Origin of the sequence: Pseudomonas abietaniphila (assembly GCF_039697315.1) — a bacterium.
In the GTDB taxonomy this organism is placed as follows: domain Bacteria; phylum Pseudomonadota; class Gammaproteobacteria; order Pseudomonadales; family Pseudomonadaceae; genus Aquipseudomonas; species Aquipseudomonas abietaniphila_B.
On the sequence record NZ_CP155619.1, the window covers coordinates 2,567,570 to 2,592,997 of the forward strand.

Annotated in this window: 21 protein-coding genes; 4 read left to right on the forward strand and 17 right to left on the reverse strand. The window is 60.0% G+C overall.

The window, feature by feature from the left end; translation table 11 throughout:
• Positions 1-142 precede the first annotated feature (142 nt).
• Complete coding sequence (gene crp, locus ABDX87_RS11410; protein ID WP_346832925.1) at positions 143-787, forward strand: cAMP-activated global transcriptional regulator CRP; 645 nt, start codon at positions 143-145, stop codon at positions 785-787.
• 14 nt (positions 788-801) lie between these two features.
• Here crp and ABDX87_RS11415 read toward each other — a convergent pair whose 3' ends face one another.
• The 5 genes from ABDX87_RS11415 to ABDX87_RS11435 all read right to left on the reverse strand — a co-directional run bounded on the left by ABDX87_RS11415 (position 802) and on the right by ABDX87_RS11435 (position 5,327).
• Positions 802-1,497, reverse strand: coding sequence for a lipoyl protein ligase domain-containing protein (locus ABDX87_RS11415; protein ID WP_346832926.1), 696 nt, complete (start codon positions 1,495-1,497; stop codon positions 802-804).
• A gap of 34 nt (positions 1,498-1,531) precedes the next feature.
• Positions 1,532-2,368, reverse strand: a complete 837-nt coding sequence (gene trpC, locus ABDX87_RS11420) for an indole-3-glycerol phosphate synthase TrpC (RefSeq protein WP_346832927.1) — start codon at positions 2,366-2,368, stop codon at positions 1,532-1,534.
• On the reverse strand, positions 2,365-3,414 hold the full coding sequence (trpD, locus tag ABDX87_RS11425) for an anthranilate phosphoribosyltransferase (RefSeq protein WP_346833493.1): 1,050 nt from the start codon (positions 3,412-3,414) through the stop codon (positions 2,365-2,367). The genes trpC and trpD overlap by 4 nt, the downstream gene beginning before the upstream one ends.
• Before the next feature lie 18 nt (positions 3,415-3,432).
• Positions 3,433-4,032: an aminodeoxychorismate/anthranilate synthase component II gene (locus ABDX87_RS11430; RefSeq protein WP_074752203.1), complete on the reverse strand. Its 600-nt coding sequence runs from the start codon at positions 4,030-4,032 to the stop codon at positions 3,433-3,435.
• 374 nt (positions 4,033-4,406) lie between these two features.
• Positions 4,407-5,327 (reverse strand): LysR family transcriptional regulator, encoded by a 921-nt coding sequence (locus ABDX87_RS11435; protein WP_346832928.1) that lies wholly within the window; start codon positions 5,325-5,327, stop codon positions 4,407-4,409.
• 146 nt (positions 5,328-5,473) lie between these two features.
• On the opposite strand from ABDX87_RS11435, the gene ABDX87_RS11440 reads away from it, so the two are divergent.
• The 3 genes from ABDX87_RS11440 (at position 5,474) to estP (ending at position 10,008) form a co-directional block, all read left to right on the forward strand.
• Positions 5,474-6,688: an MFS transporter gene (locus ABDX87_RS11440; protein ID WP_346832929.1), complete on the forward strand. Its 1,215-nt coding sequence runs from the start codon at positions 5,474-5,476 to the stop codon at positions 6,686-6,688.
• Between the two features lie 342 nt (positions 6,689-7,030).
• Positions 7,031-7,867: a virulence factor family protein gene (locus ABDX87_RS11445; protein ID WP_431061227.1), complete on the forward strand. Its 837-nt coding sequence runs from the start codon at positions 7,031-7,033 to the stop codon at positions 7,865-7,867.
• 203 nt (positions 7,868-8,070) lie between these two features.
• Positions 8,071-10,008 (forward strand): esterase EstP, encoded by a 1,938-nt coding sequence (estP, locus tag ABDX87_RS11450; RefSeq protein WP_346832930.1) that lies wholly within the window; start codon positions 8,071-8,073, stop codon positions 10,006-10,008.
• Between the two features lie 100 nt (positions 10,009-10,108).
• Here the strand turns inward: estP and trpE are convergent, their stop codons facing one another.
• The 12 genes from trpE to ABDX87_RS11510 all read right to left on the reverse strand — a co-directional run bounded on the left by trpE (position 10,109) and on the right by ABDX87_RS11510 (position 25,330).
• Positions 10,109-11,590: an anthranilate synthase component I gene (trpE, locus tag ABDX87_RS11455; protein WP_346832931.1), complete on the reverse strand. Its 1,482-nt coding sequence runs from the start codon at positions 11,588-11,590 to the stop codon at positions 10,109-10,111.
• Between the two features lie 70 nt (positions 11,591-11,660).
• The gene (locus ABDX87_RS11460; RefSeq protein ID WP_062385176.1) at positions 11,661-12,479 is read right to left on the reverse strand and encodes a phosphoglycolate phosphatase; all 819 of its coding nucleotides are present in this window, start codon (positions 12,477-12,479) and stop codon (positions 11,661-11,663) included.
• Complete coding sequence (gene rpe, locus ABDX87_RS11465) at positions 12,479-13,150, reverse strand: ribulose-phosphate 3-epimerase (RefSeq protein WP_346832932.1); 672 nt, start codon at positions 13,148-13,150, stop codon at positions 12,479-12,481. The genes ABDX87_RS11460 and rpe overlap by 1 nt, the downstream gene beginning before the upstream one ends.
• A gap of 223 nt (positions 13,151-13,373) precedes the next feature.
• Complete coding sequence (locus ABDX87_RS11470; protein WP_346832933.1) at positions 13,374-14,798, reverse strand: hypothetical protein; 1,425 nt, start codon at positions 14,796-14,798, stop codon at positions 13,374-13,376.
• Between the two features lie 71 nt (positions 14,799-14,869).
• Positions 14,870-16,033, reverse strand: a complete 1,164-nt coding sequence (locus ABDX87_RS11475) for an iron-containing alcohol dehydrogenase (RefSeq protein WP_346832934.1) — start codon at positions 16,031-16,033, stop codon at positions 14,870-14,872.
• Between the two features lie 197 nt (positions 16,034-16,230).
• Positions 16,231-17,604, reverse strand: a complete 1,374-nt coding sequence (locus ABDX87_RS11480) for a sigma-54 interaction domain-containing protein (protein WP_346832936.1) — start codon at positions 17,602-17,604, stop codon at positions 16,231-16,233.
• 350 nt (positions 17,605-17,954) lie between these two features.
• Positions 17,955-18,779 carry an ABC transporter permease gene (locus tag ABDX87_RS11485; RefSeq protein WP_346832937.1) on the reverse strand — a complete coding sequence of 275 codons (825 nt, stop codon included), beginning with the start codon at positions 18,777-18,779 and terminating at the stop codon, positions 17,955-17,957.
• 10 nt (positions 18,780-18,789) lie between these two features.
• Positions 18,790-20,037, reverse strand: coding sequence for an ABC transporter permease (locus ABDX87_RS11490; RefSeq protein WP_346832938.1), 1,248 nt, complete (start codon positions 20,035-20,037; stop codon positions 18,790-18,792).
• Positions 20,038-20,148: 111 nt separating this feature from the next.
• Positions 20,149-21,180, reverse strand: a complete 1,032-nt coding sequence (locus ABDX87_RS11495) for an ABC transporter substrate-binding protein (RefSeq protein ID WP_346832939.1) — start codon at positions 21,178-21,180, stop codon at positions 20,149-20,151.
• A gap of 93 nt (positions 21,181-21,273) precedes the next feature.
• Positions 21,274-22,398, reverse strand: coding sequence for an ABC transporter ATP-binding protein (locus tag ABDX87_RS11500; RefSeq protein WP_346832940.1), 1,125 nt, complete (start codon positions 22,396-22,398; stop codon positions 21,274-21,276).
• 290 nt (positions 22,399-22,688) lie between these two features.
• On the reverse strand, positions 22,689-23,318 hold the full coding sequence (locus tag ABDX87_RS11505; RefSeq protein WP_346832941.1) for a response regulator transcription factor: 630 nt from the start codon (positions 23,316-23,318) through the stop codon (positions 22,689-22,691).
• A complete protein-coding gene (locus tag ABDX87_RS11510; RefSeq protein WP_346832942.1) occupies positions 23,315-25,330 on the reverse strand; it encodes a PAS domain-containing sensor histidine kinase in 2,016 nt (671 codons plus the stop codon). Before ABDX87_RS11510 ends, ABDX87_RS11505 begins: the two co-directional genes overlap by 4 nt.
• Positions 25,331-25,428: the final 98 nt, after the last annotated feature.

Genomic DNA, 25,428 nt, shown 5'->3' on the forward strand with positions numbered 1-25,428 from the left:
GACCGGAAATGTCGATAAGCGACAGAAATGTAGGAAATTTCCGAAAAAATGGCGAAATGCCGCTGCTGAACTGTGACAAATCGGAAATACTGCCGATACCTATAAGAATGCCTCAGGGCGCAGTTTTTTACGGGATACAGCCATGGTCGCCATGACCCCTCCGAACAAAGTGAAGCTGGTCGACAAACTTCTTCCTCACGCGCAACGAAGGCGCTGCGCCGCCAAGAGCAACATCATCTGCGCGGGCGAACAGTCAGAATCGCTGTACCTGATCATCAAAGGGTCGGTCACGATTCTGATCGAGGACAACGAAGGCCGGGAGATGATTGTCGCCTACCTGAATAGCGGTGATTTCTTCGGCGAGCTCGGCCTGTTCCAGCAAGCGGCGACCGGCCCCCAGCGCAGCGCCTGGGTCCGAGCCAAGAGTGAGTGTGAAGTCGCCGAAATCAGCTATACGAAATTCCGCGAGTTGAGCCAGCACGACCCCGAGCTGATGTACGCGATCGGCGGACAAATGGCGGAGCGTCTGCGCAACACCACACGCAAAGTCGGCGACCTGGCATTTCTCGATGTCACCGGACGCGTCGCACGCAGTCTGCTCGATCTGTGCAAACAGCCAGATGCCATGACGCACCCCGACGGCATGCAGATCAAGATCACGCGTCAGGAAATCGGTCGTATCGTGGGCTGTTCACGCGAGATGGTGGGCCGTGTTCTCAAGTCTCTGGAAGAACAGAAACTGGTACATGTGCGTGGCAAAACGATGGTGGTCTTCGGCACTCGCTGAAAGCGCGACCGTGACTACAAGCGGGCGAACATGTCCGCGTAGCGCTCGCCCAACCGGTCCAGAAAGTCCGGCGCAGCGAATAGCTCGTGCAGGGCAATGTGGCTCTGCGCACGACAGCGCTGCTCCAGCTCGCACATCTGATTGAAGCGGTTGACGGCATTGACCATGTCGACGCGCTCGTTATCCAGCAGCATCGCGCCATGGGCCAGCACCACCGGCCGTCGTCCACCCTGACTCTGACGCCATCGCTGGGCTGTCCCGACCATCTTGCGATCATCCAGATTGACGTTGAAACGACCGTCGCAAAACGCGCCGTCAACCTCACCCAAAGACGCGACGCCACCGAGATCGGTCAACACATCGAGCATGGGCTGGCACAGGCGCATGTAGGCGTTTTCGATACGATCCCTGTCCAGATCGGATTTGGGCTGAACGTATACCAGCGCGACGTTCACGGTCGCAGGTGACTGCGGGACCGGTTCGCCGCCGCTTTCACGCAGCAGAACCGGCCAACCGATATCGGCCAGGGTCTCGCTGGCTTCGGTGAAACCACCCAGACGGCTCAAGCGTCGCGGCATCACCAGGGCGTGATCATTGGGTCGCCAGAACAACAGACCATAATCGGCATCGCCCGCGCAGACCGAGGCCAACAGGTCCTGTTCAGCCTTGAGGCCAGCTTCAACGCAGATGTCGATTACCTGGGTGGTCATGATCACGCCTCGTGCCGACGAACCTGTGGCCGTCTCAATCCAGGTTACTGGACTTGATCGCCGTACCTTTTTCCGGGAAGAACAGACGCTGCAGCTCCACACCCGGCTTCTCGGCGCGCATGAATGCTTCGCCGACCAGGAAGGAGTACACGTCGTTGATTTCCATCAACTCGACGTCGGCACGATTGAGAATGCCGCTTTCGGTGATCACCAGTCGGTCGCGCGGGATGCGCGGCAACAGGTCCAGTGTGGTTTCCAGGCTGACATCGAACGTGTGCAGGTTACGGTTGTTGATGCCGACCAGCGGTGTATCGAGGGTTTTCAGTGCACGCTCCAGCTCATCGCCGTCGTGCACTTCGACCAGTACGTCCAGTTTGTTGGCTTTGGCGACCGCAGCCAGCTCGGCCATCTGAACGTCGTCCAGCGCAGAAACAATCAGCAGGATGCAGTCTGCGCCCAACGCACGGGCTTCTACGACCTGATACGGGTCGATCATGAAATCCTTGCGGATCACCGGGAGTTTGCAGGCACCACGGGCTTCTTTCAGATACGCATCAGCACCCTGGAAGAAGTCGATATCGGTCAGCACAGACAGGCAAGTGGCGCCGCCCGCCTCGTAGCTTTTGGCGATTTCAGCGGGCTGAAAATGCTCGCGAATCACGCCCTTGCTCGGCGAAGCCTTCTTGATCTCAGCGATGACGGCCGGCTGCTTGCGCTTCGCCTGCTCGATCAATGCCTTGGCGAAGCCACGGGGAGCATCGGCGGTAGACACCAGGGTTTCCAGTTCGGACAGGCTGACGCTGGCGCGCCGCGCCGCGACTTCCTCGGCCTTACGGGCGAGAATCTTTTCCAGTACCGTCGGCACGCTCATCCTTCATTCTCCTGTTTGAATACCGCGGTAAAGGCACCCAGCTCTTCAAGCTTCTCGCGTGCAAGCCCGGTGTGCAGCGCATCGTGTGCCAACGCCACGCCTTCCTTGAGGGAGGTGGCATGATCGGCAGCGTAGAGCGCGGCGCCCGCGTTGAGCACAATCATTTCAGCCGCTTTCTGGCCGTTCTCGGTTTTGCGTCGACCCAGCGCATCCCTGATCAATTCCAGAGACTGCGCGGGACTGTCGACCACCAGGCCGAACAGGCTCTGGCTCTTCATGCCAAGGTCTTCCGGCTGCACCCAGTACTCGGTGACTTCGCCGTTCTTGAGTTCAGCGACATAGGTCGGCGCCGCAAGGCTGAATTCATCCAGGCCGTCCTGCGAGTGAACCACCAGCACGTGCTTGCTGCCCATACGCGACAGCACTTCAGCAAGCGGGCGGCAGAGCGCCTGGCTGAACACGCCGACAACCTGATGCTTGACGCCCGCAGGGTTGGTCAGTGGACCCAGCATGTTGAACAGCGTGCGCAGGCCCAACTCTTTACGCGGACCGGCGGCATGTTTCATTGCCCCGTGATGGGTTTGCGCGAACATGAAGCCGATCCCGACGCTGTCAATGCAGCGCGCCACCTGAACCGGCGTCAGGTTCAGATAGACACCCGCTGCTTCCAGCAGATCGGCACTGCCGCTTTTGCCGGAGACAGCACGGTTGCCGTGTTTGGCGACCGTGCAGCCCGCCGCTGCGATGACGAACGACGCGGCCGTCGAGACGTTGAAGATATTCGCGCCGTCGCCGCCGGTGCCGACAATGTCGACCACGCCGTCGAGGGTCTTGAGTTCGACCTTGTCGGCCAGCTCACGCATGACCGAGACCGCGCCGACGATCTCGTCGATGCTCTCGCTCTTCATGCGCATGCCCATCAGAAAGGCACCGATCTGCGCCTGAGTGCACTGGCCGGTCATGATTTCGCGCATGACATCGCGCATTTCGTCGGTGCTCAGGTCCAGCTGCGTCACAACCCGGCCCAGCGCCGTCTTGATATCCATTGCCATATCGAAGTGTCCTTAACCCTGACGAGTGCCGCCGGTCTGCTTGAGGAAGTTGGCGAACAGCTCGTGACCCTGCTCGGAAAGAATCGACTCAGGGTGGAATTGCACACCCTCGACATTCAGCGTCTTGTGACGCAAGCCCATGATCTCATCGACGGAGCCGTCTTCGAGCTGGGTCCATGCGGTCATTTCCAGGCAGTCGGGCAATGTCTCGCGCTTGACCACAAGCGAGTGATAGCGGGTGACCGTCAGCGGGTGTTTCAACCCTTCGAACACGCCCTTGTCTTCGTGGATCAGATCGCTGGTTTTACCGTGCATCACCTGACGTGCGCGCACGACGTCGCCGCCAAACGCCTGGCCGATGGACTGATGGCCCAGGCAGACGCCCAGCACCGGGAGTTTACCGGCGAAGTGCTTGATCACGTCGATGGACACGCCCGCTTCATTCGGGGTGCAAGGGCCAGGGGAAACGACGATGCGCTCGGGGTTCAACGCCTCGATTTCAGCGACGGTCATTTCGTCGTTACGGATCACTTTAACGTCGGCGCCCAACTCGCCAAGGTACTGCACGACGTTATAGGTAAAGGAGTCGTAGTTATCGATCATCAGCAGCATGGTGTGCTCAACCTCTTGGAATCACTGACCTTTATTCAAACCTTTCAGAGTCCGTGTTCGTTTTGCGCCCGTTTGTGCAGTCGGTGCATAGCTCGACTGGGGCAGACGTCACGGTTCGAAGGCAGGGTGTTACAGGGCCGGGAGAGCCGGCAGGGAAAAGAGTCAGGCGCGCCAACGCCAGCGGGCGTGAGCCTTGATAACGCGCATCAAGAGTTTGCTGACAGTCGTCACGGAAGGGGTCTCATCTAAACGTTTTGGGACATTAGCGTACCGAACCAAGCGGCGCAACCGCATTGTACGATAGAAAAATTTGAGTGGATGCAGTCAGAACGGCCTGTATATCGCGGATCAGCCTGTCTCGGTGTTTCCACCCGTCAAACAGGGCCCGTTTCACCGAGCAGTCGGGACATCCTGGCCCTTAGCCGAGGCGCGACGAAATCCAGAAACGCGCGCAGTTTCAACGGCAGCGGCGCCTGACCGGTGTGCACGAGACTGACGGGCAAGGGCGCCGACTCATACGACGCCAACACCACACGAAGCGCGTCATGACGCACAGCCTCCGCCACTTGATAAGACAGAACGCGAATCAAGCCGACACCCAGTGCCGATGCATCGATGGCAGCCTCGGCGGTGTTTACCGTGAGCCGTGACTGAACAGGCACCGACACCTGAGAGCGGCCAGCGCCGAATACCCAGGCGCGCTTGGACTCCAGTACCTCAAAGGTGATGCAGTCATGCCCGGCCAGATCAGCCGGGTGCATGGGCTCGCCGCGCTGACTCAAGTAGGCGGGACTCGCACACACGACGCGCCGCACCGTTCCCACGCGGGTCGCCATGAGTGAACTGTCGGGCAGCTCACCTATGCGCACGGCGATATCACCGTGCTCTTCCATTAAATGCACCACGCGATCGGTCAGCATGAGGTTGACGGTGATCAGCGGGTAATGCGCCAGAAACTCAGCAATCACGGGGACCACGTGCAAGCGGCCGAATACCACGGGCGCCGTGACCGTCAGCTCGCCTTTCGGCGCCGAATACTCCCCCGTCGCCGCCCGCTCCGCCTCACCGATGTCTTCAAGAATGCGCCTGCACGCGACCAGGTAAGCACTTCCGGCTTCGGTCAGTGAAAGCTGACGCGTGGTGCGGTGCAGCAAGCGTGTTTTCAGGTGCGTTTCCAGCTCCGCGACTTTGCGACTGACCGTCGCCAGCGGCATACCGAGTCGGCGCGCGGCGGCTGACAAGCTGCCAGCGTCCGCAACGGTGACAAAGATGAACATCGAGTCAAGGCGGTTCAACGGCAAGCCTCTCGGAATCTGGAAGAATGATTCCCGATCTTAGGGAATTATCTTCACCAATGCGAGGGCGTAGGGTTCGAGGCTCACCACCGGTACACGACAGATTGGCTGCAAGTGCCGGAGCCACGTATCCACAGGAGGGTGCCATGAGCGCTTCCGAAACTCCCGCCGCCCCCACAACAGCATCACGCGGCAAAATCATCATGATGGCGATCATTGCCGGAGCGGTGATCACTAATCTGTACTGCGTACAGCCCATCCTGCCGTTGATCGCCTCAAGTCTTGACGTTGACCAAACGACCGTGGACCTCGTGGCCGGCGCAGCCCTGCTGGGGTTTGCCTTTGGACTCGCACTGCTGTTGCCGTTGGGCGACCGTTTTGATCGTCGCAAACTGGTCCTCGGACAAATCGCGGTCGCCTTCATTTTCGGTATCGCCGCCGCAGCAGCGCCGAGCATCTGGACGTTGATTGCCGCGGCGTTCGGTCTGGGTGTGGTCAGCTGCGTCCCACAGCAACTGGTGCCTTTCGCCGCTGTGATGTCGCAACCCAGTGAACGCGGACGTAACGTGGGAACCGTGGTCAGCGGCATCATGGTCGGCATTCTGCTGGGCCGAACCATCAGCGGCGTGGTGGGTGACACCTACGGTTGGCGCGCGGTGTTCGGCGTAGAAGCAGCCTTCATGATCCCGGTCTTCATCGCCGCCGCAACGCTGCTGCCAAAGGGCGTGCCCAGCACCCAACTTTCCTACGGTCGTCTGCTGGCTTCACTGTGGCCGTTGATGCGCGACAACCGCCCGATTCGCGAATCGATGATCGTCCAAGCGCTGCTGTGGGCGTGCTTCAACGCCTTCTGGGTGAACCTGGCCGCGCTGCTCGCGGATGGCCCCATGCATCTGGGCAGTGCCTGGGCGGGTGGATTCGGCATCATCGGTGCGGCCGGCGCACTTGCCGCTTCGCTGGGCGGTCGTGCCTCGGACACCCTCGGCGCGCGCAAGGTAATTGGCGCCAGCATCGCCATTGTGACGTTGTCCTTCCTGCTCCTCGCCGGGGCCGAGTCCTCTCTGATCTTCCTTGTGATCGGGGTCATCGTGCTCGACATCGGCGTACAGGCGGGCCTTGTGTCCAACCAGACCCGTGCCTTTGCGGTCGACCCGAAAGCTCAAGGCCGCATCAACAGCCTTTATATGACCGCCACGTTCTTCGGTGGCGCGGTCGGCACCATCATCAGCGGCTGGCTGATGGCGCGACTCGACTGGCAAGGGATCGTCGCCTTTGGAATCCTGCTGGGTCTGATCGCGATGGCCATCCACTGGATCGGCTCGGCCCGCCTCCCGCAAAAACAAGTGAGCCCGGGCGCCTGAAAGCCCGTCGCTCATAAGCTCCGAAACAGACGACAAAAGCCTAAGCCAAACGTCTCCTCTTGACCCACTCTTTAGGGCTCCAGTGTCCACTGTTCAGGTGGACACTTTTTTATTCGCCACCCTGCGCTCTTACTTTATTAGGCAGCTAACTTTCGATTCTATGAAATGTGTCCGACGCATAAAGACGCGCTCAACGTTATAGGATATATTTCTGCGCGTATTGATAATGGCCGCTACGAAGTCACTGTAGGCTACTGCGTCACGTGAGTCACGGTTTTATCTACACGCCCCTATCTTATGATTGCCCCGGCAAAGGCCGGCGGATGTAGAGTCCATAAAACCATGTCGCCGAAAAAATACTGGGCCGCGTTTGCCATCGTACTCGTCACTGCAACTTCCGCTGCGTACAGCCTGCATCAAAGGCCTGAGTCGAAACACCGGCTCAAGGTGTGCCTGCCCCCTACGCCGAGCATGTCAAATATCCAGCGTCAGGAACCGACCAGCAGCATTACGGTGAGTGATCGAACCCTGCCGTTGGCACACACCTTATCGGAGATGCAGGTCACCGAAATCGCACCGACACCAGCCTCTGACACGTTGACGGTGTTCTACTCCGGCGACGGCGGCTGGCGGGATCTGGACAAGGAAATCTCTGAAATAATGGGTGGCGAGGGATATCCGGTAGTGGGTGTCGATACGCTACGTTATTACTGGAAATATAAGTCCCCTGAAGAAAGTGCTGCCGACCTGACTGCACTCATGGACAACTACCGTGCTCGATGGGGAATAAAACATTTCGTACTGGCGGGGTATTCATTCGGCGCCGATGTACTTCCCGCTATTTATAATCGAATGCAAGAAAAAGACAAGGATGCCATAGACAGTATTCTGTTACTGGCATTCGCACGTAAAGGCAGTTTCGAGATTCATCTAGATGGCTGGATTAAAGAAAGCAGCAACGGGATAGAAACCGGATCTGAGATGGCCAAGCTCCCGGCCCGCAAGGTGCTGTGCGTATATGGCGTAAAAGAAAAGAAAAAAAGCGGCTGCACGGACTCAACTATCGTTGGAGAAGTGCTTCAACTACCCGGTAAACATCACTTTGACCGCGATTACAATTCGCTGACATTAAAACTTATCGATGCTATTAAACGCCGAAGCGCCACGACGACGCTTTGACGGATCCGCGGGCTACACAGGCGTCCCTGAAACGGACGCCCTTACTTGGTTCCATCACCCACCAAAGTGATGGCCAATAGCCTGTTCCGCCCGAATATTATCCTGCTTGTTACACAGCGCCTGACGATTGATACAAGACATGGCGATATGCTTCGGGGCTGCTACCTTCTCGTACAGCAATAAAAACAAGAAGGAATATCTCGATGTTAAAAGCAACCCTGCGCCGACCATTCGCGGCGTGCCTGCTCTCGCTCACCTGCACCTCGGCCATTGCATCCTCCCCCTACTCCACGATGATCGTCTTCGGCGACAGCCTGGCCGACGCTGGCCAGTTTCCCGATGCGGGCGGACCACCGGGCGCGACACTGCGTTTCACCAATCGCGTTGGCCCTACCTACCTGAACGGTAGCGGCGAAGTGTTTGGCTTGAACTCATCGACCTTGTTGGGCGGGATGCTGGGGGTGGCACCGGGCGACCTACAGTCATCAACGTCGCCGGTCCGAGCAGCCCAGGGGCTGGATGACGGCAACAACTGGGCGGTGGGTGGCGATCGTACTGATCAGATTCTTCAGGCGATCACCACTCAGTCGCAGGTCGCCAATACCGACACGACGACCGGCGTGACGACCGTTTTCCGGACGCGACCGGGTTATCTGGCGGAAACCGGCTTCCGTGCCGACCCGAATGCGCTGTATTACCTGACGGGCGGTGGTAACGACTTTCTGCAGGGGCGGGTGCTTAGCCCAGGGCAAGCGGTCAGTGCCGCGAATAATCTGGCTGACAGCGCGCAGGTGCTGTCGCAGGCCGGTGCGCGTTACATCATGGTCTGGCTGCTGCCCGATATCGGCCAGACGCCCGCTGTTTTCGGCACGCCGTTGCAAGTCCCGTCGACGTTGCTCAGCGGCGTGTTCAACCAACAGTTGGTGAATCGTCTTGGGCAAATCAATGCCGAGGTGATTCCGCTGAACGTTCCGGGCCTGGTCCGCGAGACGCTGGCCAATCCCGCGCAATTTGGACTGGCGGCCGATCAGAATCTAGTGGGCACCTGTTTCAGCGGCAACGGCTGCACGGCCAACAGCGTGTATGGCATCGGCGGCACCACGCCCGACCCGACCAAATTGCTGTTCAACGATGGCGTGCACCCCACCGTTGCGGGCCAGCGCCTCATCGCAGACTACGGCTATTCGATTCTGTCTGCGCCTTGGGAGATCACGCTGTTGCCGGAAATGGCCAATGGCACCTTGCGCGCTCAACAGGATGAGCTGCGCAGTCAATGGTTGGCCGATTGGGGCAGCTGGCAAAACGTCGGCGAATGGCGCGCCATCGTCGCCGGCGGCGGTCAGAAACTGGACTTCGATGCGCAGAGCAATTCCGCCAGCGGCGACGGCCATGGCTACAACCTGACCATCGGCGGCAGCTACCGGTTTGCCGAAGACTGGCGTGCTGGCCTGGTCGCGGGCGCCTACCGGCAGACGCTGGAAGCAGGACCACGGGATTCGGACTACAAACTCAACAGCTACATCGCGACAGCTTTTGTGCAATTTCAGGCGAATCACTGGTGGGCCGATCTCGCTGCATCGGGCGGCAAGCTCGATTACGACAATCTCAAGCGCAAGTTTGCGCTAGGCGTCAGCGAGGGTGCGGAGAAAGGCGACACCGATGGCAATCTTTGGGCGCTCAGTGGCCGAGTGGGATTCGATCTTGCCGAGCAGACCAGCGGCTGGCATTTCTCGCCCTTCATCAGCGCCGATTACTCGCATGTAGAGGTCGATGGCTATTCGGAAAACAGCACCCGCTCCACCGCGCTCAACTACGACGATCAGACCCGCCGTTCGAAACGTCTGGGCGCAGGTTTGCAGGGCAAGTTCGCTATCACGCCGCAGACTCAAGTGTTCGGTGAAGTCGCACACGAGCGAGAGTTCGACACTGATCAACAAGACGTGACCATTGCGCTGAACAGTGTGCCCGGCGTGGATTTCAATCTGCAGGGTTACGAGGCGCAGCGTAGTTTGAACCGCGCAAGTGTGGGACTTAGCCAGAAGCTAGCCCCGGATCTGACACTGCGTGCGGGTTACAACTGGCGAAAGAACGACGACGTCACGCAGCAAGGGGTGAATCTGGCGCTGAGCCTGGATTTTTAACGCCGCTCTCCTATCCCGCATCAAACGCGCTCCTACAGGGGATTTGCGCCGGCCATAAAAAACGGCGCCACTGGCGCCGTCCTTGTGAGGTGCAACTCAATCACGCCTCGGGCGTCTGCTCTGCCAACGCCACCGCGCGGAACATGGCGCGGCGTTTGTTCAGGGTTTCTTCCCACTCAAGCGCGGGCACCGAGTCGGCAACGATGCCGCCACCCGCCTGAACGTGCAGCTCGCCGTTTTTGATGACGGCGGTGCGGATAGCGATGGCGGTGTCCATGTTGCCGTTCCACGCCAGGTACCCGACCGCGCCACCGTAAACGCCACGCTTGACCGGCTCAAGCTCGTCGATGATTTCCATCGCGCGAATCTTCGGCGCACCCGACAACGTACCTGCCGGCAGAATCGCCCGCAGGGCGTCCATGGCCGTCAGGCCGGCTTTCAACTGGCCGGTCACGTTGGACACGATGTGCATGACGTTGGAGTAACGCTCGATGACCATTTTCTCGGTCAGTTTCACCGAGCCGATCTCCGAGACGCGGCCCGTGTCGTTACGACCCAGGTCGATGAGCATCAGGTGCTCGGCGATTTCCTTGTCGTCGGACAGCAGATCGACTTCGAGCGCGTGGTCCGCTTCTTCGGTCGCGCCGCGAGGGCGAGTACCGGCAATAGGACGCACGGTAATCAGGTTGTCTTCGACGCGCACCAGCACTTCCGGCGAACTGCCGACGACGTGGAAGTCACCAAAATTGAAGAAGTACATGTACGGCGTTGGGTTGAAGCAACGCAGCGCGCGGTACAGATCGATCGGCGCAGCCTTGAAGTCGATGGACATACGCTGCGACGGCACGACCTGCATGCAGTCGCCCGCCAGGATGTATTCCTTGATCGTATCGACGGCTTTTTCGTAGTCACCCTGCGTGAAACTGGAGCGGAACACCGGATCGGCCGCTTGCGGACGGGTCAGGTCCAGGCCGCGACGCGGGGTGATCGGCTGGCGCAGTTTGTCCATCAGCTGTTCCAGACGCGCCCGGCCACTTTCGTAAGCGTCTGGCTGAGCGGGGTCGACCAGCACGATCGCGTGCATCTTGCCCGCCAGGTTGTCGAACACCACCACGGCATCGGACACCATCAGCAGGATGTCTGGCACACCCAGTGGGTCCGGGTTCGGGCAAGCGCCCAGACGCGGCTCTACGTAACGCACGCAGTCGTAACCGAAATAACCCACCAGACCGCCGTTGAAGCGTGGCAGACCGGGAATGGTCGGCACGTTGTAACGCGCCTTGAACGTCTCGACGAACGCCAGCGGGTCTTCGGCTTCGAGACGTTCGATCTCGACACCGTCCTGGGCCACGCTGATGGTGTGCCCATGCACACGCATGACCGTGCGGCAGGGCAGCCCGATGATCGAATAACGCCCCCACTTTTCGCCGCCTTGCACCGACTCCAGCAGATAGGAGTTCGGCTCGTCGGCGAGCTTCAGGTAGATCGACAACGGTGTGTCGAAGTCGGCCAGGGTTTCGTGGGCAAGCGGAATGCGGTTGTAGCCGTCGGCGGCCAAACGCAGGAATTCTTCGCGGGTCATGATCAGCCTCGTGGTCTGAGGGTAAAACGGTCAGGTGTGCAAACGCGCCGGACGTCCGGCCAGATTCAAGTCAGGCGCGCCAACGCCAACGGGCCAGGGCCTTGATGACTTTCATCCAGAGTTTGCGAGTGACCACCACGATGGATTCTCTAAAGGAGGGAGCTTTAACGTCGGGCAACGTTATCTCAGCCCCAAGATCTAAGCAACCGGGAATCAGTTTGCGCAAATCGTCGATCACCAGCGCCGGAGATTCCTCGGCAATCGGGCGACCGTGGTTGTAGCCGTAGCTCAATGCCACACACGCAACACCGGCAGCTTTGGCGGCCAGCACGTCGTTGCGCGAGTCACCGACAAACAGCGATTGCGAGCCCGGCGCACCGGCCATTTTCATAACGAAGAACAGCGCCGCAGGATCGGGCTTCTGCTGCGGCAAAGTATCGCCGCCCACGATCCAGCGAAAGAACCGGCCCAGTTTCATGTCATCCAGCAACGGCGCGACGAACTGCTCGGGCTTGTTGGTGATGAGGGCCATTTCCACGCCATTTTTCTGCAGCCATTTCAGGGTTTCACGCACGCCGGGATAGACCTTGGTCAGCGAATGGTCCCCGCCGTAGGCCTCCATGAAAATCGCCAGCGCCGACTCAGTGGACGCTTCGTCCACGCCGGAATGATCCATGTCGTTCGCCAACGCCCGGCGTACCAGCACGCGCACGCCGTTGCCGATCCAGTCGCGCACGCGCTCGATACCCGCTGGCGCTCGTCCGAGCTGAATCAGGGTTTTGTCTACAGCTGCGGCCAGATCCGGCACCGAATCGACCAGGGTCCCATCCAGATCGAACATGATCAGTTTGGGCAGACGACCCGGAAACAGCTGTTCGAAGCCGCTCATCAACGCGCCAACGCCAGTTCTGCACGCATTTTCTCAATGACCTCTTGGTAGTCCGGCGCATTGAAGATAGCTGAACCTGCAACAAACGTATCGGCCCCCGCTGCGGCGATTTCACGGATGTTGTTCACGTTGACGCCACCGTCGATTTCCAGACGGATGTCACGGCCGGACGCGTCGATCAGCGCGCGTGCTTCGCGCAGCTTGTTGAGCGTGCCGGGAATGAACTTCTGTCCGCCAAAACCCGGGTTGACGCTCATGAGCAAGATCATGTCGACCTTGTCCATGACGTATTCGAGCAGGTTCAGCGGGGTCGCCGGGTTGAACACCAGGCCAGACTTGCAACCGCCTTCGCGGATCAGTTGCAGGGAGCGGTCGATGTGCTGGGTCGCTTCCGGGTGAAACGTGATGTAGGTCGCGCCGGCCTCGACGAAGTCGCCGATGATGCGGTCGACGGGGCTGACCATCAGGTGAACGTCGATCGGCGCGGTGATGCCGTACTTGCGCAGCGCCGAGCACACCATCGGACCGATGGTCAGGTTGGGGACGTAGTGGTTGTCCATGACGTCGAAGTGGACGATGTCGGCGCCAGCGGCCAGGACATTGTCGACTTCCTGACCCAGACGGGCGAAATCGGCGGACAGAATCGACGGAGCAATAGCGAAGGGCTGCATGACGCACCTTTTTTGAGCGAAATCACGGTGGCGCGCATTGTACTCCAAGAGTTTGAAACGTGTGTTGGGTGGCGGATGAATGCGGTTTCCAGTGAATCCCGCCACGATCCATTGTGGGAGCTGCCGGAGGTTAGGACGGTGGCGAAAGCGGTGTGTCAGACAACCAGCATTCGCCACCGTCGTAACCTCCGGCAGCTCCCACAGAACATCACTCTAAGCAGAATCAATCCACCAACGCTTCTTCCTTCACGCGTTCGGCCTTCGCGGCTGGCTTGGCGTCAACCGCTTTCAAATCCTTGCTGAACGTTCCGTCCACTTCGCCCTTGAAGAAGTTCTTGCCGTAGATCAGCAGGCACAGCACCACGCCGATGCCGAACGCCCAGCTCGCGCCTTTGATCGCCAGGACCGCGCCGATCACACCTGCAATCCCCAGGTCACGCTGGCTGCGCGCTTCAAGGATGCCCAGACGCACACTCACGTAGCCCTGAATCAGCAGGGTCAGCGACAGCGCCACACCGAGAATCGGCTGAACCAGAGTCACGACCGGCAACAGCAGCAAGCCGGTATTGGTGCCCCAACGGAACGAGCCAACGCCACCGATGATCGACTGCATGGCCTTCGGGCCACCTTTGAAACGCTCGATCACCACGACCAGCATCGCGGCCCATTTCGGTCCACACATCGCCACGTCCGGACCGAAGATGCTCATGAACGCGTTACGCGCCCCGAAGATCAAGTGAGCGCGATCCGGGTTGTAGTCCACGACTTCGTCGGTACGCACGGTTTCCGCTTCATCGAGCAGCGATTTCGCACTCAGTACGTCGCCAAAAACGATGATGTAAACCGCCAGCATGGTCGGCAGCGCGGAGATAAACATCGACAACGGCGGCATGCCCAGACCGAACACCGTGTAGTGCTCCCACAACCCGGCGAAGTCTGGCTTGCTGATGCCCCACTGAATGGTCGGCCACGGCGCCTCACCGAACAGCGGCGCAATCACCACCGCCAACAGGATGATCGGCAAGATGCCCAGCTTGGCGAAGTTCCACCAGAAGCGGTTGCGCTGTTTCAGCTCATTGAAGTGCTGGGAGAAGATCAGGTAGAACGCGATGCCGACTGCGATGGAAATGGTCCACGGCAGCACGTTGAACTTGCCACCCACCTGAAACACGGCGATCACCGCGCTCAATCCGGCGCCGACGATGATCCCGGACTTGATCGCGGACGGCACATATTCCACGACCTTCTTCGCCATCCCGGTGGCCCCGAGCGCAATCGAGAAGACCCCGAGCATCAGCTGGAAGGCAATCAAGGCATGGACACGCTCCGGGCCCATGGGGAATTGCGCGCAGTAAGCCATCAACAGCGGGACGGCAGGGGTGATCCAGCCCGGCACGGTCGGGTCGCCGAGCAGGTGGTGAGTGAGGTAAAGCAACCCGTTGAGCATCACCACGGCCAGGGCGACCTCGAAAGGCATGCCCAGCAGCTCGGTCATCAGCGGGATAGCGGCCAGGTCCACGGCGCACATCAACAGACCTTGCAGGTAGTCCGGCATCTCGAACGTGTAGTGAATGAACGGCAACCGCACCTTGAAAGGGCCGAGCGGGATGTACGGGCTTTCGCTCCGCTGTTGGGGAGTGTTGGACATTGTCTGCACCTGTTTTATTGGTCTTGTAATGGCTGACGCCCGAACGGGCCGGGCGTCGTGGCGTTTCGGGATCAGTAGGCTGCGCGGTAGATTTTTTCGATGTCGGCGGCGGTCAGCTTGCGCGGGTTGTTGCGCATCAAGCGGTCGATCTTGCTCGCCTCTTCGGCCATCGCAGGAATCGCATCCTCTGGCACGTTGAAGCTGCGCATGCCGGACGGGATGTCCACGGCGGCGCACAGATCCGCCATGGCTTTAACAGCCTGATCGGCTGCGTCCTTGTCGCTCAGCTCGGCAACACGCACGCCCATGGCTTCGGCGATGTCACGGAAGCGCTCGACGCACGCCATCTTGTTCCACTCCATCACGTACGGCAGCAACAAGGCATTGCTGACGCCGTGGGCGATGTTGAAACGACCGCCCAACGGGTACGCCAGCGCATGCACAGCACCCACGCCCGCGTTGCCGAACGCCATGCCCGCCATCAGGCTCGCGGTCGCCATGTCTTCACGGGCCTGCAGGTTGGCCGGGTTGGCGTAGGCCTTGGGCAGCGCCTTGGCGATCAGTTTGATGGCGCCCAGGGCGATGGCATCAGTGATTGGCGAAGCGTTGACCGACAGGTAAGACTCGACGGCATGCACCAGCGCGTCGACGCCACTGGCCGCTGTCACACTGCGTGGGCAGGTCAAGGTCATGATCGGGCTGACCAGGGCCACGTCCGGGAGCAGGTAATCGCTGACGATGCCCTTTTTCAGCTGCGCTTCCTTGTCCGAGAAGATCGCCACATTGGTGACTTCCGAGCCAGTGCCAGCGGTGGTGGGGATGGCAATCAGCGCAGGACCTTTGCGCTTCACCAGGTCCACGCCAAACAGTTCGGCAAGCGGACCTTCGTGACCGGCAAACGCTGCAACCCCTTTGGCGATGTCGATGGCGCTGCCGCCACCCAGACCGATCAAGCCGTCGTGGCCGCCGTCGCGATACGCGCGGGTGCAGTCTTCGACGATGGAGATTTCGGGCTCGGGTTTGACCTGATCGAAGATGCCGTAACGACGGCCTCCCAGCTGCGCCAGCGCCAGGTCGACGGTGCCGGACTTAACCAGAATGGCGTCCGTGACAATCAAGGGGTTGTTGACGTTGAGGCGAGTCAGTTCAGCGGCAAGCTGTTCGATGGCGGCTTGGCCGGTGATCAGTTTGTTGGCGATTTTAAAGGCGCTGATGTTGGAGGCAGAGAGGCTCATCGGGCTCGTCCTGTGTGCGTTGTTTTATTGGAAGACGTGCAGGATGAGATAGCGAAAGCTGTGCCAATCCTCGCACAGCCCAGACCCATGAGGCTTTGCGCGATTCACACGATGTCCGGAGGGCTTTTGAGCGATCAGTCTTGATTAGTTTTTTGATCGATTTAACAGGGCTTGATTGAAATACTGATCAGAACGCTTTAGTCGGATCGCTCCCAGCGCTTCATCTTCTGCACCACCGTCGCCTGACTGACACCCAGCGCCTTGGCCGCCAGGCGGGTGGTCTTGTGAACCTGCAACGCGGCGCGAATCGCCGAGCGTTCGGCGTTTTCCAGCACCTTGCGCAACGGCAAGCGGCTGTCGTCGGTGTTCTGCGGGTTGAGGTTGAGGATCTCTTCCGGCAGATCCAGGGCCTCGATCGTGCCGTTCTGATTGGTCACCACCATCCGCTCGACGATGTTGATCAGCTCGCGAATGTTGCCGGGCCATGCGTATTCACACATAAGATCAAGGGCTTCGAGGCTCCACTGCACCTGGCGCTCGTACCGGGCATTGAAGCTCTCAAGGTAGTAATGCAGCAGCGGCGGGATTTCTTCACTGCGCTCGCGCAGGGCCGGAATATTGATCGGCACCACGTTGAGGCGATAGAACAGATCCGCGCGGAAGCGCCCTTCCGCCACCAACTGTTTGAGATCGTGATGGGTGGCGCTGATGATGCGCACATCGACCTCTTTCAACTCAAGTCCGCCGACCGGGATAAACCGGTTCTCTTCGATGACTTTGAGCAGCTTCACTTGAACCGGCAATGGCAGGTCGCCGATTTCGTCGAGAAACAACGTGCCGTGGTGCGCCAGCTCCAGCAGACCACGCTTGCCTTTGGGGCCCGCGCCGGTGAAGGCGCCTGGCGCGTAACCGAACAGCTCGGCCTCGATCAGGTTTTCGGGCAGCGCGCCGCAGTTGAGGGCGAGAAACGGCTCGCTGGCGCGCGGGCTGGCGTTGTGGATGAACTGCGCGACGAGTGTTTTGCCGACGCCGGTTTCGCCTTGCAGCAGGACTTTGACTGAACTGCTAGCGACCTGACGGGCGAGGGCAAAGACCCGACCGGACACTTCCTGATCGGCCATCAGAGGAGAATGCAGAAGGTTGTCACGCTGACCGGCGTGCAGCTTGGCCGTGCTGTTGCGCAGTTGTTTGAGCTGTTGAAGCTCATCACGCTCGTGCTTCATGCGCAGCAGTTCGGTCATGTCGCGAACCGTGCTGACCACGTAGGAAATACGGTGCTCGGCGTCGAGAATCGGCGTGGCGCTCACCAGCAGTTTCTTGCCCTGACTGAGGCTCTGCATCACCGACACCGGTCGGCCTTCCTGCAGTACGCGCAACGAGGCCGATTGAGAAATGACGCCTTCCTTGACCAGCTCTTGCATGGGGCGGCCCATCAGGTCCGCGCCGCTGAGGCCGGTCAGCCGCTCATAGGCCTGATTGACCTTGAGCGTCTTGCCATCACCGTCGGTGATGTAGACGCCGTCATGCAAAGCGTTGAGCAGTTCTTCGAAACTGGCGTCGTTGACGTTCACCGAGGGGCTCCGTGCGTGGTTGATCGCAAGGAACGGAGTTTAAACGGTGAATGAGCAATTGATACAAAGCCGGAGAGTGGACGCAGCCCTACCTGCTAGAGCGCGCTTGCCCGCGATGCGTTGTGCCAGTCGATACATTCATCACAGACGTTCCGCGATTCGCGGGCAAGCGCGCTCCTACAGAGGATCTTTGGTGCTGGAGACACACGAGCTGATCGTTCCCACGCTCTGCGTGGTAACGGCTGGCTGGACGCTCCGCGTCCGTGTGACGCGGAGCGTCAGGGCATGCATGCCCACGCAGAGCGTGGGCACGATCATCAGTTCATGAATCAGCGTCATGCGCCGGCGGTTTACTCCACCGCGGTGCGCAGCTTCTCGCTGCGTCCGCGCAACCATTCCAGGGCGAGCAGCAGCACCACCGAAAAACCGATCAGCAAGGTCGCGGCGGCTGCGATGGTCGGGCTAAGGTTCTCGCGGATGCCGCTGAACATCTGCCGTGGCAGCGTCGCTTGTTCGGGGCCTGCGAGGAACAGGGTCACCACGACTTCGTCAAACGAGGTCGCAAAGGCAAACAAGGCGCCTGAAATCACGCCCGGCGCGATCAATGGCAAGGTCACGCGACGGAACGCCGTCAACGGTGACGCGCCAAGACTGGCCGCCGCCCGCACCAGGTTGTAGTTGAAACCTTGCAGCGTGGCAGAAACGGTGATGATCACGAACGGAACCCCCAGCACCGCGTGCACCAGAATCAGCGAGGTGTAGCTGTTACCCAGCCCCAAGGGCGCGAAGAACAGGTAACTGGCAACACCCACGATGACCACCGGCACGACCATCGGCGAGATGACCAATGCCATGACCAGCGATTTGCCGGGGAAGTTGCTGCGGGTCAGACCGATCGCTGCCAATGTCCCGAAGCCCATGGCCAGAACGGTCGCTGCAGGCGCGACGATAAGGCTGTTCTTAAGCGCACGCATCCATTCGGCCGAACCGAAGAAGTCCTGGTACCAGTGCAACGAGAAGCCTTGCAGCGGGTACACCAGAAAACTGCCCGAGTTGAACGACAACGGCACGATGACCAGCACCGGCAACACCAGGAACAACAGAATCAGCCCGCACAGGATGCGCAGTGCGTAGTACCAGACCCGCTCGATGGGCGAGGAATAAGGGCTCAACATTTCAGTCTCCTCAGCTCAGACGCAGGCGGCTGGCGCCGACCAGCCAGCTATAGATCAGGTACAGCACGACAGTCGCCAGCAGCAGCAAACCACCCAACGCCGTCGCCATCCCCCAGTTGATGCTGGTGTTGGTGTAGAAGGCCACGAAGTAGCTGACCATCTGATCGTTCGGGCTGCCGAGCAAGGCCGGGGTGATGTAGTAACCAATAGCCAGGATGAACACCAACAGACAGCCTGCGCCAACACCGGCATAGGTCTGCGGGAAGTACACGCGCCAGAAGCTGGCGAAGGGGTTGCAGCCCAGCGAAATCGCGGCCCGCATGTACGTAGGCGAGATGCCTTTCATGACGCTGTAGATCGGCAGGATCATGAACGGCAGCATGATGTGCACCATCGAGATGTAGACGCCGACCCGGTTGAACACCAGCTCCAGCGGTTTATCGATGATGCCCAACGCCATCAGGGCACCGTTGATCAGACCGCTCGACTGGAGCAGTACGATCCATGCCGCGACACGCACCAGAATCGAGGTCCAGAACGGCAACAGCACCAGAATCATCAGCAAGTTGCTTTGACGTGCAGGCAGATTCGCCAGCAGGTAGGCCAATGGGTACGCGAGGAACAGGCAGATCACCGTGATCACCAGGCCCATCCAGAATGTCCGGGCAAAGATGTCGATGTAGATCGCTTGATCCGGGGTCGCTGGCGCCACTTCACCGAGGTCATCGATGCGGTGGTCCACAGCGGCCAGCAAATAATAAGGGGTGAGGCTTGAGGTGTTGCGACGGATCGCCTGCCAGTACGCGGGATCACCCCAGCGCTCATCGACGGCTTCCAGCGCTTCCTTATAAGAAGCTGGCTCGTCCTTGAACGGAACGGCACGGGCCGTTTTCGCCAGCAGACTGCGGTAACCGGCTAGCTCCTGGTTCAGGCGCTTGGACAAGTCGCCCAGTGTCTGATTCTTGCGGGCTTCGGCCAGATCCTGGCTCGCGGCCTTATAGACCGACTCGGGAGGCAGGCCTTTGCCATCCCACTTCGCCACTTCAACAACGGTCAACGGCATGCCGCCAACCACTTCAGGGTTGCTCACGCTTTTGTACAGCAGCGCCGCAATCGGCACCAGAAACACCAGCAGCAGGAAAATCGCCAATGGCGCGATCAACGCCTGAGCCTTCCAGCGGTTGACGCGCTCGGCACGGGCCAGGCGTTGCTTCAAGGTCGGGCTGGCGCCTTCAGTCAGGGGCACGGCGGTGGCCATAGCGAACTCCGAAATCTTTCAACAAAGGGTGCGTTTCTCACTCCACGAGAAAGGAAACGCACCCGGATCTAACTCAAATCACGACGCCAAGCGGCGACGTCTGTCGCAGGCTTACTTGGCAGCCCAAGAGTTGAAGCGCTGCTCGAGGTTCTCGCCAAAGTCAGCCCAGAATTTCACGTCGATCTGTACCTGATCCTTGATGTTCTCTTCGGTGGTCGGCATGTTTTTCAACGTGTCGGCGCTCAGCAACTTGACCGCCTCTTTGTTGGCCGGGCCGTAAGCGATGTTCTCGGAGTAGGTCTTCTGCTGCTCAGGCTTGAGGGTGTAAGCGATGAATTTCTTCGCTTCCTCGGCGTTTTTCGCGCCCTTCGGAATGGCCCATGCATCGAAGTCATACACGCCGCCGGTCCAGACCACTTTCAGGTTGCTTTCCTTCTGCACGGCGGCGATGCGACCGTTGTAGGCCGAGCTCATCACGACGTCGCCAGACTGCAGGAACTGAGGCGGCTGTGCGCCCGCTTCCCACCACTGAATGCTTGGCTTGAGCTTGTCGAGCATCTTGAAGGCGCGGTCCTGGCCTTCTTTGGTCGCCAACACTTTGTAGACGTCTTTCGGTGCGACGCCGTCAGCCATCAGCGCGAATTCCAGGGTGTACTTGGCGCCCTTACGCAGGCCGCGTTTGCCCGGGAATTTCTCGGTGTTCCAGAAATCGGCCCAGCCGGTCGGTGCGGATTTCAGCTTGTCGGCGTTGTACGCCAATACGGTCGACCAGACGAAAAAGCCTACGCCACAGGTCTGAATCGCACCTGGCACGTAGTCTTCTTTCTTGCCCAGAATGGCCGGATCGAGCGTCTCGAACATGTCCTCGTCGCAACCGCGAGACAGCTCTGGCGATTCGACCTCGACCAGATCCCAGCTCACGCTCTTGGTGTCGACCATGGCTTTGACCTTGGCCATCTCACCGTTGTACTCGCCCGCAATGATCTTGCCGCTGCCCGCTTTTTCCCACGGTGCGTAGAAGGCCTTTTCCTGCGCAGCCTTGTTCGCGCCACCGAAGGAAATGACAGTCAGGTCGGCGGCCATGGCTTGCGCCGCGCACATCATGCCGACCGATAGAGCGGTGAGCTTCAATGTCTTGAGCATTTGGTTTTCTCTCCACGAACAATGTTGGTTAAGCAATGGGGGGGGCGATTCGGTCGCCTCTGGGTGCTTCTGTTTGCGACTACAGCGGATGAATCAATGCGCTTCCTGCAAAGGATCCAGCGCGCGAGCGTGCTCGACCTGCCATCCAATGGGCACAACGTCGCCAACGCTCAATGCCGGGTCCAGCTCGGCGATGGGCTGCTTGACGAAGAAATCGGTTTTCCCGGCGACTTCCAGGCGCACACGCACGTGATCGCCCAGATAGATGAATTCAGCCACACGTCCGGAGAAACGGTTGACGCAGCTTTCGCTACGACCATTGAGGTTCACGCGCTCAGGACGAATCGACAGCGTGACCGAGTCGCCCGGTGCGCCCACGTTGACCGCCAGGGCCTCGACTTTCTCGCCGCGGCCCAAGGTCACCACGCAGCGGTCGCCGCTCTGGCTGAGCAAGGTGCCGTTGATGCGATTGTTCTCGCCGATGAAGTTGGCGACGAAGGTGTTTTTCGGCTCTTCGTACAGCGTGCGCGGCGGCGCGATCTGCTGGATTTCGCCCTGGTGAAAGACGGCTACCCGGTCGGACATGGTCAGCGCCTCGCCCTGGTCGTGGGTCACGTAGACAACCGTCACGCCCAGACGCTGGTGCAGGTGCTTGATCTCCATCTGCATGTGTTCACGCAGCTGCTTGTCGAGCGCGCCGAGGGGTTCGTCCATCAGCACCAGTTGCGGTTCGAACACCAGCGCGCGGGCCAATGCGACACGCTGTTGCTGACCACCGGACAACTGCGCCGGATAACGATGGGAGAACGTCCCGAGCTGCACCATGTCGAGCGCACGCTTGACCTTCTCGGCAACGTCGGTCTTGCTCATGCCGCGCACTGACAGCGGGAACGCCAGGTTCTCGGCGACCGTCATGTGCGGGAACAGGGCATAGTTCTGGAACACCATGCCGATGTCGCGTTTGTGCGGTGGCACGTTGTTGATCGAGCGGCCGGCCAGCAGAATCTCGCCCGCGGTCGGCGTTTCAAAACCGGCGAGCATCATCAGGCTGGTGGTCTTGCCCGAGCCCGAAGGCCCGAGCAGGGTGAGAAACTCGCCCTTGCGGATGTCCAGGTTGAGGTCTTTGACGATCAGGGCTTCGCCGTCGTAGCTCTTTTGCACACCACGAAAGCTGACCAGAACATCACTCGCCCCAGCGCTTGAATCGACGTTGCTCATTACCCACACCTTTGTTTAATCAACCGTGGGAACAAGCCTAGATTAGCCGGCAGACCGCGCAAATCGGGGCGTAGGAGAGATTATCCTAGGCGCTATGGAAGGTGCTCTGTAGGAATTGCCCTACACGGACGGCGGGAATAGGCATGCAGTCAGGCAGACGGATTTCGCACGTTGAAACCCGTTCGCGGGCAAGCGCGCGCCTACAGCGGGTCGCAGTCTTTCTGTGGGAGCGAGCTTGCTCGCGAAGGGGTCATTGCAGGCGCTGAAAACGGTCGTTTTCAGACACGCGATCACACCAGCTTGTGCTCCATCGCATACTTCACCAGCTCCGCCAGCGAAGTAATGTTGAGCTTCTGCATAAGGCGCGCCTTGTGGGTGCTGATTGTCTTGCTGCTGAGCGCCAGTTGCTGGGCGATGTCGTTGACATTGGCGCCTTGGGCCAGGCGCTCGAACACCGAGAACTCGCGCTCGGACAGCAGTGAATGCAGCGGCCGGCTATCTGTCAGGCCGACTTCGAACACCATGCGGTCAGCCAGGTCCGGATCGATGTAACGACCACCCGCCGCCACCCGTCGGATCGCGGTCAGCAGCAATGCCGGATCACTGTCCTTGGTGGCGTATCCGGCAGCGCCAATCTTCAGGGCACGCGCCGCCATCTGCGCCTCGTCGTGCATTGAAAGCACCAAAATGGCGGGAGGGTTGTTCAGTGCTCGAATTCTCGGGATGGCTTCCAGACCGTTCACGCCGGGCATGGAGATGTCGAGCAGCACGACTTCGCACTCGATATGGCGCAGGCCTTCGAGCAACTGTTCACCATTGCTGGCCTCCCCCACTACCTGCAGGTCTTTGGCCAGGCCAATCAACTGCTTGATGCCTTCACGAACGATGGTGTGGTCTTCGGCGACCAATACACGAATCACTGCACTTGCTCCTGCGCGACCTGTTCCAGGGGAATGTAGATGCGCAAGGTTGTGCCTTCTCCCAGCGTGCTGTCCAGATGCAATCGTCCGCCCATGATCAATACACGCTCGCGCATGCCCACCAGCCCGAACGACGCCGGACGCTCTGCCCGTTGATCGAAGCCTTTGCCGTCGTCGGCCACGCTCATGCACAGCACGCCGTTGTTCAGGCTCAGGTTCAACTCGACGGTGTGCGCCTCGGCGTGACGCATGACGTTGGTCAGCGACTCCTGCAGGATACGAAACAGACCGATAGCGGTCGCGTCCGGCAACGCCGGCAGGTTGTCCGGCACCTGAACCAGACACGGAATCTGCGTGCGCGCTTCAAAACGCCGGGCTTGCCACTCGATAGCCGAGGCGATGCCGGCATCGAGGATCGGCGGACGCAGCGCGGTAGCGACGTCACGCACCAGCTGAAACAACTGGGCGATCAAGCGCTTCATGCTGTTCAGGCGATCCCGCAACCCTGGATCGAGGTCGGCGTAGGCGAGTTCGCACATGGACGTTTCCAGTTTCAGCACGGTCAGCATCTGACCCAGCTCGTCGTGAACCTCGCGGGCGATGCGCGCCTTTTCCTCTTCCCGAACCGTTTCAAGGTGCGCCGACAAATCCCGCAGTTGCTCGGCCAGAACCTGCAAGCGGGCTTCGCTTTCCTGCAACGCGGCAAGCGAGCGACGGCGTTCGGTCACGTCGGTGATGAACACCACCAGGTATTCGGCCTCGCGAAAGCGCAAAAAGCTCAGCGAGACATCCGCTGGCAGGATGCTGCCGTCCGCGCGAACACAATTACTTTCGAAACTCTGCGGGGCTTCATCACTGGAGCGTGCGTTCTTCCACAGGTTAAGCCAGCGATCCATGTTCAGTCCGGGTTCGAAATCGATCAAAGGACGATCGACCACACCGCCAGGCGCATACCCCAGCATGCTCTCCGCCGCCCGGTTGGCGTAACGTACGTGGCTGTCCCAGTTGACCCAAAGAATGCCTACCGTGCTTTGGTCGATGGAGAACTGCGCCAGACGCAGTGACTCCTCCCCCGCCCGACGCTTGGCAATGTCTTCACGCGCCGCCAGCAATTCACGCTCCAGCGCCTGCTGTTGCTTGCGTTGCCAGAGCACAATGGCGGCGCTCGCCAACACCAGCACTAACAACAGCAGGGTGAGGTTTTTCCACAGGCCCGGGGACCCACTGACTTGCGGGTACTTGGGCTGCAACCACTGGGCGTGCAGCTGGTCGAGGTCTTTCGGCGCAATCACGTTCAGCGCACGACTGATGATCTCGGCCAGCTCGGGCATGTCGCGCCGAGAGGCGACCCGCAGTAGCTGCGGAAAGCCGATATCGCCCACAACGGCCAGACCCGCGAACTCGCTTTCCCGGGACAACCGACTGAGTTGCGCTTCGTCGACGACGGCGTACCGTGCCTGCTGGCTCAACAGCAACTGCAACGCTTGGCGTTCCATCGGCACACCCTGCAGATTGAGGTGGGTGTAGTTGGAGCGCAGGTAGTCCGCAGTGGTGCTGGGCATGCGCACGGCGACACGCACCTGGCTGTCCAGTTTCTCAAGATCGACAACACCCGAGCCATCGCGCTCACCGACCAACAGTTGCGGGACGCGCATATAAGGATCGGAGTACAGCCAGAGGCGAAGGCCGGCCGGGGTTTGCGTCAGGCCGGGTGCAAAGTCGATCTCGCCATCAGCGAGCGCTTTTTCAAGTTCTGCCTGATCCGAAAAGTTGCGCCACAGCAAATCGACTTGCAGGGTCTTGGCCATCAGGTTGACCAGGTCGACGTTGGCACCTGACAGCACCTGCGCCCGTCGGTCAAATTGCGCATAGGGTGCCTGCAACACCAACCCGACCCGCAATTGAGCGCGTTGATTGAGCCAGTCTCGCTGCGGTCCACTGAGCGGGTCGGGCGGCGCGGTGGGCACGCCAGCCTGCGCCATTGAACAGAGGACGATCAGCACCAGAAGCATCAAGAGCGCTCTTGGACAGCCGATAACCCGAAGGCACAGCACGTGGATTCTCAACCCGTCATCTCCACTTCCCTGAATCCTCGTTCAATCATGTGTGG

What these genes read in the sequence shown, in the direction of transcription:
- crp (WP_346832925.1), top strand. Translation starts at nt 143, where the DNA reads ATGGTCGCCATGACCCCTCCGAACAAAGTGAAGCTGGTCGACAAACTT.
- ABDX87_RS11415 (WP_346832926.1), bottom strand. Translation starts at nt 1,497, where the DNA reads ATGACCACCCAGGTAATCGACATCTGCGTTGAAGCTGGCCTCAAGGCT.
- trpC (WP_346832927.1), bottom strand. Translation starts at nt 2,368, where the DNA reads ATGAGCGTGCCGACGGTACTGGAAAAGATTCTCGCCCGTAAGGCCGAG.
- trpD (WP_346833493.1), bottom strand. Translation starts at nt 3,414, where the DNA reads ATGGATATCAAGACGGCGCTGGGCCGGGTTGTGACGCAGCTGGACCTG.
- ABDX87_RS11430 (WP_074752203.1), bottom strand. Translation starts at nt 4,032, where the DNA reads ATGCTGCTGATGATCGATAACTACGACTCCTTTACCTATAACGTCGTG.
- ABDX87_RS11440 (WP_346832929.1), top strand. Translation starts at nt 5,474, where the DNA reads ATGAGCGCTTCCGAAACTCCCGCCGCCCCCACAACAGCATCACGCGGC.
- ABDX87_RS11445 (WP_431061227.1), top strand. Translation starts at nt 7,031, where the DNA reads ATGTCGCCGAAAAAATACTGGGCCGCGTTTGCCATCGTACTCGTCACT.
- estP (WP_346832930.1), top strand. Translation starts at nt 8,071, where the DNA reads ATGTTAAAAGCAACCCTGCGCCGACCATTCGCGGCGTGCCTGCTCTCG.
- trpE (WP_346832931.1), bottom strand. Translation starts at nt 11,590, where the DNA reads ATGACCCGCGAAGAATTCCTGCGTTTGGCCGCCGACGGCTACAACCGC.
- ABDX87_RS11460 (WP_062385176.1), bottom strand. Translation starts at nt 12,479, where the DNA reads ATGAGCGGCTTCGAACAGCTGTTTCCGGGTCGTCTGCCCAAACTGATC.
- rpe (WP_346832932.1), bottom strand. Translation starts at nt 13,150, where the DNA reads ATGCAGCCCTTCGCTATTGCTCCGTCGATTCTGTCCGCCGATTTCGCC.
- ABDX87_RS11470 (WP_346832933.1), bottom strand. Translation starts at nt 14,798, where the DNA reads ATGTCCAACACTCCCCAACAGCGGAGCGAAAGCCCGTACATCCCGCTC.
- ABDX87_RS11475 (WP_346832934.1), bottom strand. Translation starts at nt 16,033, where the DNA reads ATGAGCCTCTCTGCCTCCAACATCAGCGCCTTTAAAATCGCCAACAAA.
- ABDX87_RS11485 (WP_346832937.1), bottom strand. Translation starts at nt 18,779, where the DNA reads ATGTTGAGCCCTTATTCCTCGCCCATCGAGCGGGTCTGGTACTACGCA.
- ABDX87_RS11490 (WP_346832938.1), bottom strand. Translation starts at nt 20,037, where the DNA reads ATGGCCACCGCCGTGCCCCTGACTGAAGGCGCCAGCCCGACCTTGAAG.
- ABDX87_RS11495 (WP_346832939.1), bottom strand. Translation starts at nt 21,180, where the DNA reads ATGCTCAAGACATTGAAGCTCACCGCTCTATCGGTCGGCATGATGTGC.
- ABDX87_RS11500 (WP_346832940.1), bottom strand. Translation starts at nt 22,398, where the DNA reads ATGAGCAACGTCGATTCAAGCGCTGGGGCGAGTGATGTTCTGGTCAGC.
- ABDX87_RS11510 (WP_346832942.1), bottom strand. Translation starts at nt 25,330, where the DNA reads ATGCTTCTGGTGCTGATCGTCCTCTGTTCAATGGCGCAGGCTGGCGTG.